The organism is Nocardioides marinisabuli, from assembly GCF_013466785.1.
GTDB lineage: Bacteria > Actinomycetota > Actinomycetes > Propionibacteriales > Nocardioidaceae > Nocardioides > Nocardioides marinisabuli.
The window spans coordinates 3,201,145-3,215,308 of sequence record NZ_CP059163.1 but is presented as its reverse complement, the minus strand read 5'-3'; the positions used below and the strand labels follow the sequence as shown (position 1 = coordinate 3,215,308).

Here is a 14,164-nt window from a genome sequence, read left to right as displayed (position 1 = left end):
GGGCCGGCCTCACGAGGCGTGCGGGTGCTCCTGGTGGCGCACCTCGGCGTCCGGTCCGGGGTAGACCAGCGACTCGTGGTTGGTGTCGGACCACCGCACCAGGTACGGCGGCGAGCCGTCGTCGTGGCGCACCTCCACCACCACACCCTCGCGCTCCTTGGCCCCCACGTGCGCGCTGTGCACGACCAACCGGTCCCCGACCGCTGCGTGCATCGTCCTCACCTCGCCGTCCCGACAGACCGTCGCCACCCTGGTCCGCCAGCGTGGCCACCACCAGCATGGCCACGACCGCGCCCGCGCCTCCACGGACGAAGGTCCCACCCAGGCGTGGACGAAGGTCCCGGAGCGGTGCCTACTCCCAGAAGACCCGCTCGACGACGGCGTGCGCCAGCCGGGTCATCCGCAGGTGGTCGTCGACCATCTGCTCGGAGGTGCCCTCGGGGTAGCCCAGGATCGCCGCCACCGCCGCCCGCTCGCGCAGGTCGGAGGGGAGCTGGTCGCTGGGGGTGCCGCGCACCAGCGTCACCGCGTTGCGGGTGCGGCTGACGCGCCGCCAGGCCTGGGCCAGCAGCGAGGCGTCCTCGCTGGCCAGCAGACCCGCCTCCTCGGCGGCCGCCAGCGCCGGCAGGGTCCGCGAGGTGCGCAGGCCGGGCACCTGCCCGGCGTAGCGCAGCTGCAGCAGCTGCACGGTCCACTCGATGTCGGCCAGGCCGCCGCGGCCCAGCTTGAGATGGGTCTTGCGGTCGGCCCCGCGCGGCAGCCGCTCCTGGTCGACGCGGGCCTTGATGCGGCGCACCTCGATCACGTCGTCGTCGCCGATGCCCCGCTCGGGGTAGCGCAGCGGGTCGATGAGGTCCTCGAAGCGCCGGCGCAGGTCGAGGTCGCCGACGACGGCGTCGGCGCGCAGCAGCGCCTGCGCCTCCCACACCACCGACCACTTCTCGTAGTAGGCGGCGTACGAGTCGAGGGTGCGCACCAGCGCGCCCTGCTTGCCCTCGGGGCGCAGGTCGGCGTCGACCAGCAGCGCCGGGTCGGAGCCGGGCAGCGCGAGCAGCCGGCGCAGCTCGTTGGCCACCGCCTGGGCGTACGTCGCCGCCTCGTGGCCGTCGGCCCCGCCGACGGGCTCGTGGACGAACAGCACGTCGGCGTCGGAGCCGTAGGACAGCTCGAAGCCGCCGTAGCGCCCCATCGCCACCATCGCCATCCGGGTCGGCGCCTGCTCCAGGCCCTTCGAGCGGCGCACCGACTCCCCCACGACCTCGAGGGTCACCTCGAGGGTGGCGTCGGTGAGCCGGGACAGCCCGGCCCCGACGTCCTCGACGTCGGTGAGCCCGAGCAGGTCGCCGGAGGCGATGCGGAACAGCTCGCGCCGGCGCACCGCCCGCACCGCCCGCACCGCCTTCTCGACGTCGTCGCGGCGCGCCGCGGCCGCCCGCATCTCGGCGGTCAGCGACTCGGCGTCCAGCGGGGCCAGCGACTGCCCGAGCATCCGCACCCCCTGCGGCTCGCGCTCGAGCAGGCTGGTGGCGTAGCGCGAGGTGGAGAGCACCCGCGCGAGACGCTGGGCGACCTGGCCCTCGTCGCGCAGCGTGGTGAGGTACCACGGGGTCTCCCCGAGCGCCTCGGAGATGCGTCGGAAGCCGAAGAGCCCGGCGTCGGGGTCGGGCCCGTCGGCGAACCACTCCAGCAGCACCGGCAGCAGCGTGCGCTGGATGTTGGCCGAGCGGGTCACGCCGCTGGTCAGCGCCTCGAGGTGGCGCAGCGCGGCGCGCGGGTCGGCGTACCCCAGCGCGGCGAGGCGGTCGCGCGCGGCGTCGGCCGAGAGCCGGGCCTGGTCGCCGGGCAGCTGGGCCACCGCGGCCAGCAGCGGGCGGTAGAAGAGCTTCTGGTGCAGCCGGCGCACCTCGCGGCGGTGGTGCTCGAGCTCCTTGTGCAGCCCGTCGACGGCGTTCTTGAGGTGGCCCATGCTGCGCCCCAGCCGGCGCAGCGCGTCGGGGTCGTCGGGGATCACGTGGGTGCGCCGCAGCCGGTGCAGCTGCATGCGGTGCTCGAGGGTGCGCAGGAACGCGTAGGCGTCGTGCAGCTGCTCGCCGTCCTCGCGGCCGATGTAGCCGCCGCGGGTCAGGTCGGCCAGGGCGCTGAGGGTCGTGGGGGCGCGGATCGTCTCGTCGGCGCGCCCGTGCACCATCTGCAGCAGCTGGACGGCGAACTCGACGTCGCGCAGCCCGCCGGCTCCGAGCTTGAGCTGGCGCTCGGCCTCCTTGCTGGGGATGTGGTCGAGCACGCGGCGGCGCATCGCCTGGGTGTCCTCGACGAACCCGTCGCGCTCCGCGGCGCTCCAGACCATCGGCGCGACCATGTCGACGTACTCGCGGCCCAGCTCGGCGTCGCCGGCCACCGGGCGGGCCTTGAGCAGCGCCTGGAACTCCCAGGTCTTGGCCCACTTCTCGTAGTAGCCCTGGTGGCTGGCCAGGGTGCGCACCAGCGGGCCCGACTTGCCCTCGGGGCGCAGGTTGGCGTCGACGGGCCAGATCTCGCCCTCGCCGGTCGGCTCGGAGCAGATCCGCATCAGGTGGGCGGCCAGCTGGGAGGCCGCCCGGTTGGCGGCGTGGTCGTCGGCGCCGTCGGCCGGCTCGTAGACGAAGATGACGTCGACGTCGGAGACGTAGTTGAGCTCGTGGGCGCCGCACTTGCCCATCGCCACGACCGCCAGCCGCGCCAGGTCGGCCTTCTCCCCCAGCCGCTGGCGCGCGATGGCCAGCCCCGCCTCCAGGGTCGCGGCCGCGAGGTCGGAGAGCTCGGCGGCCACGTCGTCGACGCCGACCCCGTGGGCCAGGTCGCGCGCGGCCAGGCGCAGCAGCACCCGGCGGTACTCCACGCGCAGCACGTCGACCAGCGCCGCGTCGTCGCCCTCGGCGACCGGCGCGGGCTCGCCCGGGTCGGCCCCGACCGCGCGCAGCATCGCCTCGCGCACGGCGTACGCCGCCGGGCGGCTGCACTCGAGCGTGTCGTCGTCGAGCTCGCGCCACTGGTCGGGGTGGCGCACCAGGTGGTCGCTGAGCGCCTCGCTGGCCCCCAGCACCGCGAGCAGCCGGCTGGCGGTGCCCTCGTCGGCCAGCAGCCGCTCGAGCAGCTCCTCGGCCCCGCCGGGCCCCTCGGGCAGGGCCTCCAGGAGCCGCACCAGACCGGCGACGGCGTGGTCGGGGTCGGCGGTGCGCGCCAGCAGCGGCAACAGCTCGTCGGCGGCGGCACCGACCTCCCCGAGCCGCTCCAGCGACCCCTCGGCGTCGCTGAAGCCGAGCCGCAGGAGCTGGCCCTTGGTGGTCGCCACCCGGCTCACCGGAGCGCTCGCTCCCCGGCCAGCCGCGCGAAGGACAGCGCGAGGGGGCGCCAGGCCTCGTCGAGCTCGGGACGGGCCGCGTCGACGCGGGCGACCTCGGCCGCGGTGTCGACGCCGGGCGCGGGCTTGTCGTCGGAGGCCGCCCAGCGGGCCACCACGGCGGCGTCGACCTCGGGGTGCAGCTGCACGCCCCAGGCAGCCGGCGCGTGGCGCACCACCTCGGCGTCGCCCTGGGGCGTGCTGGCCAGCAGCAGCGCCCCCGGCGGCAGCACGGTGACCACGTCGTTGTTCCAGTGCACCCCGCGCCGCGGGGTGGCCAGGGCCCCCACCAGCGGGTCGTCGGCGGCTGCGTCGCTCCACTCGACCGGCACCAGCCCGACCGTGCGACCGCGCGGGTTGACCTCGACCCGACCACCCAGCGCCGAGGCGAGCAGCTGGTGGCCCAGGCAGATGCCCAGGGTCGGCACCTCGGCGCCCACCGCGTCGCGCAGCAGCTGCTTGGTCGGGGCCAGCCAGGCGTGCGCGGACTCCTCCTCGGCGCCCATCGAGCCGCCCAGCACCAGCAGCGCGTCGTACGCCGCGGGGTCGCCGGGCAGCGCGTAGCCGGCGTAGGGCCGGCGCACGTCGAGCTCGCACCCGGCCTCGGCCAGCCACCCGCCGACCAGGGCCGGCGGGCAGTCGTCCTCGTGCTGGACCACCAGCACCCGGGCCACGCGGGGCACGCTCAGAGGACCGGCAGCATGCGGTCGCGCTCGAAGGCCGAGACCTGGCCGCGGTACTCGTCCCACTCGGCGCGCTTGTTGCGCAGGAAGAAGTCGAAGACCTGCTCGCCCAGGGTCTCGGCCAGCAGCTCGGAGTCCTCGGCGACGCTGATCGCGTCGTTGAGGTTCTTGGGCAGCGGCTTGATGCCGAGGCTGGTGCGCTCGCGCTCGGTCAGCGACCACACGTCGTCCTCGGCCTCGCGGGGCAGCTCGTAGCCCTCCTCGATGCCCTTCATGCCCGCGGCCAGGACCGCGGCGTAGGCGAGGTAGGGGTTGCAGGCGGCGTCGATGGTGCGCAGCTCGACACGCGTCGACTGGCCCTTGAGCGGCTTGTACATCGGCACCCGGATCATCGCCGAGCGGTTGTTGTGGCCCCAGCAGATGTAGGAGGGCGCCTCGCCGCCGAACATCATCCGCTTGTAGGAGTTGACCCACTGGTTGGTGACCACGGAGATCTCCGGGGCGTGGTGCAGGACGCCGGCGATGAAGCGGCGCCCGGTGGTGGAGAGCTGGTACTGCGCGCCGGCCTCGTAGAAGGCGTTCTCGTCGCCCTCGAAGAGGCTCAGGTGGGTGTGCATGCCCGAGCCGGGGTGGGTGGTGAACGGCTTGGGCATGAAGCTGGCCCAGATGCCCTGGCTCAGCGCCACCTCCCGGATCACGGTGCGGAAGGTCATGATGTTGTCGGCCGTGGTCAGCGCGTCGGCGTAGCGCAGGTCGATCTCCTGCTGGCCCGGGCCGGCCTCGTGGTGGCTGAACTCCACCGAGATGCCCATCTGCTCGAGCATCGTGATCGCCTCGCGGCGGAAGTCGGCGCCCTCGGACTGCGCGGTGTGGTCGAAGTAGCCGGTGCGGTCGACCGGCACCGGCTCGTCACCGGCGCCCGGCAGGCCCTTGAAGAGGTAGAACTCGATCTCGGGGTGGGTGTAGAAGGAGAAGCCCTGCTCGGCGGCCTTGCCCAGGGTGCGCTTGAGCACGTGGCGGGGGTCGGCGTACGACGGGGTGCCGTCGGGCATCTCGATGTCGCAGAACATCCGCGCCGTCGAGGGGCCCTCCTCGCGCCACGGCAGGATCTGGAACGTCGACGGGTCGGGCTTGGCCAGCATGTCGGCCTCGAAGACCCGCGCGAAGCCCTCGATCGCGGAGCCGTCGAACCCGATGCCCTCGTCGAAGGCGTTCTCGAGCTCGGCCGGGGCGACCGCCACCGACTTCAACGACCCCAGCACGTCGGTGAACCACAACCGCACGAACCGGACGTCGCGCTCCTCGAGAGCGCGGAGAACGAAGTCTTCCTGCTTGCCCATGGCCAGAGCCTAGTGGTGGGCGCCCCCGGCCGGTCGGAGGGTCTCACCCGGGTCTCACCGGCACACGGTGACGTCCTGCGAGCCGAGGACCCCCTCGTGGGCGCGGCGCATCGGCGAGAGCCACGGCGTCGTGGTCTCCAGGTGCGCCAGGGTGCCGGCCACCGGGCCGTGCACGCCCGGCACCTGCACGCGTCGTACGACGACGGGCAGGGTGACCTTGTCGCGCGAGGTGCCCTCGAAGCAGCCGCTGGCCCGGTTCTTGGTGCGCGCGACGTCGGTGTCGACCCGCTCGCCCGCACCCAGGCCGGCGTAGCGGAAGACGACCGAGGTGTCGTAGCCGGTGTGGCCCTCCCAGGGGGCGCGGACCACGACCTGCATGCCGGGGGTGCGCGAGTGCGGCACCGCGAAGGCGACCCTGCCGTCGCGCACCCGCTTCTCCAGCGAGGCCCACAGCCGCGGCTCGGCCGGGTCGTCGGTGGCGAGGCCGGAGTAGACCTGCACGCGGCAGCCGCGGCAGTCGTCCATGGGGAGCACGACGCGGGTGGTGCCGGCCTGGGGGTCGGACCGGCTGCCGGCCTGGGTGCCGGCGGCGACGCCGCTGGTGAGGCCGGCGGTGAGGCCGGCGGTGACGGTGGTGAGGGTCGCCAGGGTGGCGAGGGTGGAGCGACGCACGGGGTGCCTCCTGCGGGCGGTGGGTGCTGCGGGTGGATGGTCGTCTGCTCTACGCCCGGCGGCGGCGCGCGGTTGCACGACGTCGCGCCGCCACTGCTGGTCTGGACCACCTGTCGCGGCGCCTGCGTCGTGGTTTGCCGCCGCTCCCCGCGGGCACCAGACCTGCGGGGGTCGGCGCGCGCCCGCGCGCCCGTGCGGCTCCCGCGCCCGCCCGCCGTCGACAGCGACCAGGAGCCCCGTGAGCGCCACCGTCGACCACGCCGCGCCCTCCGGCGCGGAGCGCTCGGCTGCCACGCTGCTGGCCCCGCACGACCTGGTCGGCGACCCCGCCGTCGTCGCGGCCTGGGGCCGGCTCGCCGCCTCGGCCCGCCACGCCAACCCCTTCCTCGGCCCCGCGGTGCTGCTGCCCGCGCTGCGCCACCTGGCGGGGGGCGACGACGTACGCCTGCTGACCGTGGGGGCGCCCGGGCGCCTCGACCTGCTCCTCCCCGTGGCCGCGCACCAGCGGGTGCGGCGAACACCGGTGCGGGCGAGCGTCGCCTGGGCGCACACCCACCACTTCCTGGGTACGCCGCTCGTCTCCCCCACGCTCGACCAGCGGGGCTGGCGGGCGGCGCTCGCAGCGGTTGCGACCGCCGGCGACGCCTGGTTCCTGCTGCCCCACACCGACCTCGACGTGGTGCGCGAGGTGGAGTCGGCCGCCGCTGCGTCGGGGCTGCTGACCCGGCGCCTGGAGGAGCAGACCCGTCCGGTCACCCACCGCCGCGAGCGCGACGACTACGCCGAGCGGCGCCTGAGCGGCCGGCGGCGCAAGGAGCTGCGCCGGGTGCGCCGACGGCTCGAGGAGGACCTCGGCGGCGGGCTGGCGCTGGTCGACCTCGCCGACGGCGCCTCGCCGTCGGACCTCGAGGCCGCGCTCGCGCAGTTCCTGGCCCTCGAGGCCTCCGGCTGGAAGGGCGCCGACGGCGGCGCGATGGCCGCGCGACCCGCCGAGCGGGCGTTCTTCCTCGAGGCCTGCCGCGCGCTGGCCGCCGAGGGGCGCCTGGAGCTGCTGGCCCTGCGCGGCCGGACGGGCGGGGCCGCCGCGATGGCGGTGGTGCTGCGCGACGGCGCGACCCAGTTCACCTTCAAGATCGCCTACGACGAGCAGCACGCCGCGCGCTCCCCCGGGCTGCTGCTCTACCTCGACCAGCTCTCGCTCTTCCACGCCTCGGGCGCCTCGCTCGTCGACACCTGCGCGGCCCCCGACCACCCGATGGCCCGACGCCTGCACGGCGACGACCGGACCCTGGTCACCCTGGCCGTCGGCCTCGGCCCGCGTCGCGGCGCGCCGGCGGTGCGCTGGGCGCAGACCACCACCAGGACCGCCGCGGCCGTGCGCCGCCACCGCCGCCCACCCGCCCCACGAGAGGACCACCCATGAGCGACCTGCTGCACCTCGACGAGCAGTCCGTGCGCGCCCTGCGCACCGCCGGCGAGACCGGCGAGCCGCAGGAGGTGACCCACGCACTGCGCTCGCACGACCTGCTGACCCTCGAGGCGCTGGCCGACCTCGCGGTCTCGCTGCCCGCCGACAGCATCGAGCACAACGTCGGCGCACTGCCCGACGTCGTCGCCGACGGCCGCGCCCCCACCCTCGACCTCGAGCTGCGCGAGATGATCCTGGGCCTGGAGACCAACGGCGCGTGGTGCGTGGTCAAGAACGTCGAGCAGGACCCGCGCTACAGCGCGCTGCTCGACTCCTGCCTCGACGAGATCGAGGACCTGGTCTCCGGGCCGGGGCGGGCCTACCACCGCGAGGGGTTCGTCTTCCTCTCCGCGCCCGGCTCGATGACCCCCTCGCACATCGACCCCGAGCACAACGTGCTGCTGCAGGTGCAGGGCACCAAGACGATGGTCACCGGCCGCTGGGCCAGCCCCGAGGCCCGCGCCGACGAGGCCGAGCGCCTGGTGGGTGGCGGGCACCGCAACCTCGACCACGACGTCCAGGAGCCGGTCGAGCACCACCTGCAGCCCGGCGACGGCATCTACGTGCCGCCGTACACCCAGCACAAGGTCGTCAACGGCCCGGCGCTGTCGATCTCGCTGTCGGTCACCTGGCGCAGCCGCGCCCTCGCCGACGAGGCCCGGGTGCTGCGCGCCAACTCCTACCTGCGCCGCGCCGGGCTCACCCCCACCGCCCCCGGCACCCGCCCCGGCGCCGACCGCGCCAAGGCGACCGCCATCTCCGCGGCCGAGCGCGCCAAGGCCGCCGTACGCCGCCGCTGACCAGGCCCAAACCTCGCGCCGACCCGGCGCATACTTCGCGCCCACCCGGCGCATATCTCTCGCCGACCCGGCGCCGACCTGCACCCGGCCCGGACCCGGGAGATCCTGGCCGGGTCGCCGCGACATTTGCGCCGGGTCGGTGCGACATTTGCGCCGGGTCAGTGCGAGATCTGCGCCGGGTCAGGTGCGGGGGACGTTCGCCTCGATCTCGGCCAGCCAGGCGGTGGGGGCGGCGTCGGAGGGCATCCGCCAGTCACCGCGGGGCGACATCGTGCCGCCAGCGCTGACCTTCGGGCCGTTCGGCAGCGCGGAGCGCTTGAACTGGCTGGCGAAGAAGCGCCGCACGAACACCTCGAGCCACCCGCGGATCGTGGCCAGGTCGTAGGCGCCGCGCTTGTCCTCGGGGAAGCCCGGCGGCCACTCTCCTGCCTCCGCGTCGCGCCACGCGTGCCAGGCCAGGAACGCGATCTTGCTGGGCCGGTAGCCACGTCGCAGCACGTGGTAGAGCGTGAAGTCCTGCAGCGAGTAGGGCCCGACGGTGTCCTCGGTGCGCTGCTCGGGCTCGTCCTCGGTGGCCGGGATCAGCTCGGGGGTGATCTCGAGCTCGAGGATCTCGCGCAGCACGTCGTTGGTCTCGGCCTCGAACTGCTCGCTGTCCGCGACCCAGCGGATCAGGTGCTGCACCAGCGTCTTGGGCACCCCGGCGTTGACGTTGTAGTGCGACATCTGGTCGCCGACGCCGTACGTGCACCAGCCCAGCGCCAGCTCGGAGAGGTCACCGGTGCCGACGACCAGGCCGCCGCGGTGGTTGGCCAGGCGGAAGAGGTAGTCGTAGCGCAGCCCCGCCTGGACGTTCTCGAAGGTGACGTCGTAGACCTGCTCGCCCTCGGAGTAGGGGTGGTCGAGGTCGTCGAGCATCTGCTCGGCGGCCGGGCGGATGTCGATCTCCTCGAACGAGACCCCCAGCGACCCGCACAGCCGGGTGGCGTAGTCCTTGGTCTCGCTGCCGGTCGCGAAGCCGGGCATCGTGAAGGCGAGGATGTCGCTGCGCGGGCGGCCGGCGCGGTCCATCGCCTTCGCGGCGACGATCAGCGCGTGGGTGGAGTCGAGGCCGCCGCTGACCCCGATGACGACCTTGGGCTGCCAGCGCTCGCTGCTCATCGCCAGCATCCGCTGCTCGAGGCCGTAGACCTGGATGTTGTAGGCCTCGTAGCAGTCCAGCGCGAGCCGCTCGGGGTCGTCGGGCACGAACGGGAAGCGGTCGACCTTCCTCCGCAGCCCGAGGTCGCCCGAGGGCGGCGCCAGCTCGAAGCGCACGGTGCGGAAGCCGGCGCTGCGCTCGGCGTGGGTGCGCCGGTTGTCGTCGAAGGTGCCCATCCGCAGCCGCTCCTGGCGCAGGTGGTCGAGGTCGACGTCGGCGACGACGTGGTGGGCGCCGTCGACGAACCGCTCCCCCTCGGCCAGCACCTCGCCGACCTCGTAGATCATCGTCTGCCCGTCCCACGACAGGTCGGTCGACGACTCGCCCTGGCCGGCGGCCGCATAGACGTACGCCGCGTTGCAGCGGTGCGAGGCCGAGCGCACCAGCAGCCGCCGGTCCTCGGCGCGGGCCACTGTGATCGGGCTGCCCGAGAGGTTGGCCAGCACCGTGGCCCCCGCCAGGGCGGCCTCGGCCGACGGCGGCACCGGCACCCACATGTCCTCGCAGACCTCGACGTGCAGCACCAGCCCCGGCACGTCCACGGCGTCGAAGAGCAGGTCGGGCCCGAACGGCACCGAGCGGCCCGCCACGGTGACGGTGCCGCCGCGGCGGTCGTCGCCGGGCGCGAAGTGCCGGCGCTCGTAGAACTCGCGGTAGGTCGGCAGGTACGACTTCGGCGACACGCCGAGCACCTCGCCGCGGTGCACCACGACCGCGCAGTTGAGCACCCGGCCGTCGACGACCAGCGGCGCCCCGACCACCAGCACCGGGGTCAGCTCGGCGGAGCCGGCGACCACCGTGGCGACGGCCTCGTCGACGGCGTCGAGCAGCACGTCCTGCAGCAGCAGGTCCTCGATCGAGTAGCCGGAGAGGCACAGCTCGGGGAAGACCGCGACCGCGACCCCGTCGTCGTGGCAGAGCCGGGCCTGCTCGAGCACCCGCTCGGCGTTGGTGGCGGGGTCGGCGATCGCCACCGGCAGCGTGCAGGCCGCGACCCGGGCGAATCCGTGCGCGTAGGCGTTGTAGAAGTCCACGGCACGCAGTGTGTCAGCCGCCCGGCCCGGCCGGGACGACCAGCCGGGTGGTCCCGGCGGGCCGGGCCCGCCGGCCGGCGGGAGGGCTCAGTCGGGGTAGCCGTCGGGGTTCTGCGACTGCCAGCGCCAGGTGTCGGCGCACATCTCGTCGACGGTCCTGACGGTGCGCCACCCGAGCTCGGCGTTGGCCTTCGAGGGGTCGGCGTACGACGCCGCCACGTCGCCGGCGCGCCGCGCCACGACCTCGTACGGCAGCTCGCGGCCCACGGCGCGCTCGAAGGCGTGCAGCAGCTCGAGCACGCTGGTGCCGCGCCCCGAGCCGAGGTTCCAGGTGCTGACCGGCTCGGTGGTGCGCCCGAGGGCCTCGAGCGCGGCGACGTGGCCGGCGGCGAGGTCCTCGACATGGATGTAGTCACGCACCCCGGTGCCGTCGACGGTGTCGTAGTCGTCGCCGAAGACCTGCAGCTTCTCGCGCCGGCCCACCGCCACCTGGGCGATGTAGGGCATCAGGTTGTTGGGCACGTCGCTGGGGTCCTCGCCGATCGTGCCGGAGGGGTGCGCGCCGACGGGGTTGAAGTAGCGCAGCAGCGCGAAGCGCGACTCGGGGTCGGCGGCGGCGATGTCGGAGAGGATCTGCTCCTGCATCACCTTGGTCCAGCCGTAGGGGTTGGTCGCGAAGGTGGGGCGGTCCTCGGTGGCGCCGGCCTGGTCGGTGCCGTAGACGGTGGCGCTGGAGGAGAAGACCAGCTTGTGCACGCCGTGGCGCTGCATCGCGCGCACCAGCGAGAAGGTCGAGCCGAGGTTGTTCTCGTAGTAGTCCAGCGGCTTGGCCACGCTCTCGCCGACGGCCTTGTAGCCCGCGAAGTGGATGACCGCGTCGATCTCCTCGGTCGCGAAGAGGTGCGCGGTCTTGTCGACGTCGGTGAGGTCGAAGGCGTGCACGGGGATGTGGCGCCCCGACAGCGCCTCCAGCCGGCCCACCACGGTGGGCTTGGCGTTGGAGAAATCGTCGACGACCAGGATGTCGTGACCGGCCTCGACGAGGGCGAGGACCGTGTGAGAACCGATGTAGCCGGCACCGCCGGAGACCAGGACGCGCATGGGCGCAACCTAACCCGCGCCCGGCCCGGACGCCCAGACCGGCGCCGCCCGCTCACCCCTGCGGCGTACGCCGTCGCCGCGCCGCCGCCGCGGCGCGGCGCGTGAGCAGCACCACATCGGCCCCGGCGTGCCCCCGGGCCTAGCCTGGGGGCAGTCCGTGGACTCCAGCAGGGAGCCGCGAGATGCACCACGAGGAGCTCGGCCATGAGCGAAGAGACCGCCCCCTACGGCAGCGGCACCCCCGCGCCCGCCTCCGCCGCGCAGGCCCCCGTCAAGCGGGTGCGCACCCACCACCTGCGCGAGATGAAGGAGCGCGGCGACAAGATCACGATGCTGACGGCGTACGACATGTTCACCGCCGCCACCTTCGACGAGGCCGGCATCGACCTGCTGCTGGTCGGCGACTCCGCCTCCAACAACGTGCTCGGCAACGAGACCAGCCTGCCGGTCACCGTCGACGAGCTGCTGCCGCTGACCCGCGCGGTCGCCGGCGCGGCGCGCCGCGCGATGGTCGTGGGCGACCTGCCCTTCGGCAGCTACCAGGCCTCGCCCGAGCAGGGCTACCTCACCGCGGTGCGGTTCATGAAGGAGGCCGGCGCGCACTGCGTGAAGCTCGAGGGCGGCGTCGAGATGGTGCCGGTGATCGAGAAGCTCACCCGCGGTGGCATCCCGGTGATGGCCCACATCGGCTTCACCCCGCAGTCCGAGCACACCCTGGGCGGCTACCGGGTGCAGGGCCGCGGCGAGGCGGCCGAGCGGGTGCGCCGCGACGCGCAGGCGGTGCAGGAGGCCGGCGCCTTCGCGGTGGTGATGGAGATGGTGCCCGGCGACGTGGCGGCCCAGATCAGCCGTGAGCTCGACATCCCCACCATCGGCATCGGCGCCGGGGCCGGCTGCGACGGCCAGGTGCTGGTCTGGCAGGACGCCTTCGGGCTGCGCACCGGGCGGATGGCGCGCTTCGTCAAGCAGTACGCCGACGTGCACAGCGTGCTGCTCGAGGGCGCCCGCGCCTACGCCGAGGACGTCAAGGGCGGCACCTTCCCCGGGCCCGAGCACACCTTCTGACCGGCGCCGGGCGCCCGGGGGGGCCTTCTCAGGTTCCCCTCAACCGGGTGCCCGATGCTGGCCGACCACCTCGACCAGGAGCCCCGTTGGACACCCAGACCCTGCTCAACCTCGGCCTCGTGCTGCTCTTCGTCGTGGTAGGGGGTGTCTTCGCCGGCACCGAGATCGCGCTGGTCTCGCTGCGCGAGTCGCAGCTCGACCAGCTCGAGCGCAAGGGCGGGCGCGGCGCCCGCGTGGCCGCGGTCGCGCGCGACCCCAACCGGTTCCTGGCCGCGGTGCAGATCGGCGTCACGGTCGCCGGCTTCTTCTCCGCGGCGTACGGCGCCTCCACGCTCGCGCCCGACTTCGCGCCCGCGCTGGTGGCGCTGGGGCTGCCGACGGGGGCGGCCGACACGGTCTCGCTGATCGCGCTGACCCTGGCGATCGCCTACGCCTCGCTGGTGCTGGGCGAGCTGGTGCCCAAGCGGATGGCGCTGCAGCGCAGCGCGGGGGTGGCGCTGCTGGTGGGCCCGCCCCTCGACCGCTTCGCCACGCTGATGCGACCGGTCGTGTGGTTCCTGTCGGCCTCGACGAACGCGGTGGTGCGGCTGCTCGGCGGCGACCCGCACGCCGCGTCCGAGGAGATGTCCGACGAGGAGCTGCGCTACCTCGTCGACCAGCACGAGGGCCTGGAGCCCGCGGAGCGGCAGATCCTCGTCGACGTCTTCGACGCCGGCGACCGCACCCTGCGCGAGGTGATGCGGCCGCGCGGCGACGTGGTGGTGCTGCCTGCCGCGGCCCGCATCGAGGAGGCGCTCGCCACGGTGCTGGCCCACCCGTTCTCGCGCTACCCGGTGGTGGGCCGCGGCCCCGACGACGTGCGCGGCTTCCTGCACGTGCGCGACCTGCTGGGCGCCGACCCGCAGGCGCGGGTCTCCTCGCTGGCCCGCGAGATCGTCTTCCTGCCCGGCACCAACAAGGTGCTGCCGACGCTGACGTGGCTGCGCGACCACCGCACCCACATCGCCGTGGTCGTCGACGAGTACGGCGGCACCGACGGCATCGTCACCCTCGAGGACCTCGTGGAGGAGCTCGTCGGGGAGATCCACGACGAGTACGACGTGCCGCTCACCGCGGCGCGGGCCGGCACCGCCGGGGCCGACCCCGCGCTCGACGCGGGGCTGAGCATCGAGGACTTCGGTGCCGCGACCGGCCTGGTGCTCCCCGACGGTCCCTACGAGACCGCGGCCGGCCTGGTGCTGCACCAGCTGGGCCGGGTCGCCCACGTCGGCGACCGGGTGCGGCTGGCCGACGCCGAGCTGGTCGTGGTGCGGGTCGAGGGGCACCGGATCACCCGCCTCGAGGTGCACCCCGTCCCGCAGGCCGAGCAGGAGTGAGCCGAGCGGTCACTTCTGCACCATCGACCGGTCACTCCCGCACCA

Annotated in this window: 11 protein-coding genes; 4 read left to right on the top strand and 7 right to left on the bottom strand. The window is 74.3% G+C overall.

Going from position 1 to position 14,164, the window contains the following annotated elements; translation table 11 throughout:
* Positions 1–9: 9 nt before the first annotated feature.
* The 5 genes from H0S66_RS15420 to H0S66_RS15400 all read right to left on the bottom strand — a co-directional run bounded on the left by H0S66_RS15420 (position 10) and on the right by H0S66_RS15400 (position 6,074).
* Entirely contained in the window at positions 10–213 is a 204-nt protein-coding gene (locus H0S66_RS15420; RefSeq protein ID WP_179616160.1) for a DUF1918 domain-containing protein, read from the bottom strand.
* 139 nt (positions 214–352) lie between these two features.
* Entirely contained in the window at positions 353–3,331 is a 2,979-nt protein-coding gene (locus H0S66_RS15415; protein WP_338037212.1) for a bifunctional [glutamine synthetase] adenylyltransferase/[glutamine synthetase]-adenylyl-L-tyrosine phosphorylase, read from the bottom strand.
* A gap of 5 nt (positions 3,332–3,336) precedes the next feature.
* Positions 3,337–4,053, bottom strand: coding sequence for a type 1 glutamine amidotransferase (locus H0S66_RS15410; RefSeq protein WP_179616158.1), 717 nt, complete (start codon positions 4,051–4,053; stop codon positions 3,337–3,339).
* Positions 4,054–4,064: 11 nt separating this feature from the next.
* Positions 4,065–5,402, bottom strand: coding sequence for a type I glutamate--ammonia ligase (gene glnA, locus H0S66_RS15405; protein WP_179616157.1), 1,338 nt, complete (start codon positions 5,400–5,402; stop codon positions 4,065–4,067).
* Between the two features lie 54 nt (positions 5,403–5,456).
* Complete coding sequence (locus tag H0S66_RS15400) at positions 5,457–6,074, bottom strand: hypothetical protein (RefSeq protein WP_179616156.1); 618 nt, start codon at positions 6,072–6,074, stop codon at positions 5,457–5,459.
* 238 nt (positions 6,075–6,312) lie between these two features.
* On the opposite strand from H0S66_RS15400, the gene H0S66_RS15395 reads away from it, so the two are divergent.
* Positions 6,313–7,497: a GNAT family N-acetyltransferase gene (locus tag H0S66_RS15395; RefSeq protein ID WP_179616155.1), complete on the top strand. Its 1,185-nt coding sequence runs from the start codon at positions 6,313–6,315 to the stop codon at positions 7,495–7,497.
* On the top strand, positions 7,494–8,342 hold the full coding sequence (locus H0S66_RS15390) for a JmjC domain-containing protein (RefSeq protein ID WP_179616154.1): 849 nt from the start codon (positions 7,494–7,496) through the stop codon (positions 8,340–8,342). The genes H0S66_RS15395 and H0S66_RS15390 overlap by 4 nt, the downstream gene beginning before the upstream one ends.
* 180 nt (positions 8,343–8,522) lie before the next feature.
* Here the strand turns inward: H0S66_RS15390 and H0S66_RS15385 are convergent, their stop codons facing one another.
* Together H0S66_RS15385 and galE are read right to left on the bottom strand one after the other, a co-directional pair.
* The gene (locus tag H0S66_RS15385) at positions 8,523–10,577 is read right to left on the bottom strand and encodes an NAD(+) synthase (protein WP_179616153.1); all 2,055 of its coding nucleotides are present in this window, start codon (positions 10,575–10,577) and stop codon (positions 8,523–8,525) included.
* 87 nt (positions 10,578–10,664) lie between these two features.
* A complete protein-coding gene (gene galE, locus H0S66_RS15380) occupies positions 10,665–11,678 on the bottom strand; it encodes a UDP-glucose 4-epimerase GalE (RefSeq protein WP_179616152.1) in 1,014 nt (337 codons plus the stop codon).
* A 204-nt stretch (positions 11,679–11,882) separates the two neighbouring features.
* On the opposite strand from galE, the gene panB reads away from it, so the two are divergent.
* Complete coding sequence (gene panB, locus H0S66_RS15375; RefSeq protein ID WP_179616151.1) at positions 11,883–12,743, top strand: 3-methyl-2-oxobutanoate hydroxymethyltransferase; 861 nt, start codon at positions 11,883–11,885, stop codon at positions 12,741–12,743.
* A gap of 86 nt (positions 12,744–12,829) precedes the next feature.
* On the top strand, positions 12,830–14,119 hold the full coding sequence (locus tag H0S66_RS15370) for a hemolysin family protein (protein WP_179616150.1): 1,290 nt from the start codon (positions 12,830–12,832) through the stop codon (positions 14,117–14,119).
* The last annotated feature ends 45 nt before the right edge of the window (positions 14,120–14,164 follow it).

What these genes read in the sequence shown, in the direction of transcription:
- H0S66_RS15420 (WP_179616160.1), bottom strand. Translation starts at nt 213, where the DNA reads ATGCACGCAGCGGTCGGGGACCGGTTGGTCGTGCACAGCGCGCACGTG.
- glnA (WP_179616157.1), bottom strand. Translation starts at nt 5,402, where the DNA reads ATGGGCAAGCAGGAAGACTTCGTTCTCCGCGCTCTCGAGGAGCGCGAC.
- H0S66_RS15390 (WP_179616154.1), top strand. Translation starts at nt 7,494, where the DNA reads ATGAGCGACCTGCTGCACCTCGACGAGCAGTCCGTGCGCGCCCTGCGC.
- galE (WP_179616152.1), bottom strand. Translation starts at nt 11,678, where the DNA reads ATGCGCGTCCTGGTCTCCGGCGGTGCCGGCTACATCGGTTCTCACACG.
- panB (WP_179616151.1), top strand. Translation starts at nt 11,883, where the DNA reads ATGAGCGAAGAGACCGCCCCCTACGGCAGCGGCACCCCCGCGCCCGCC.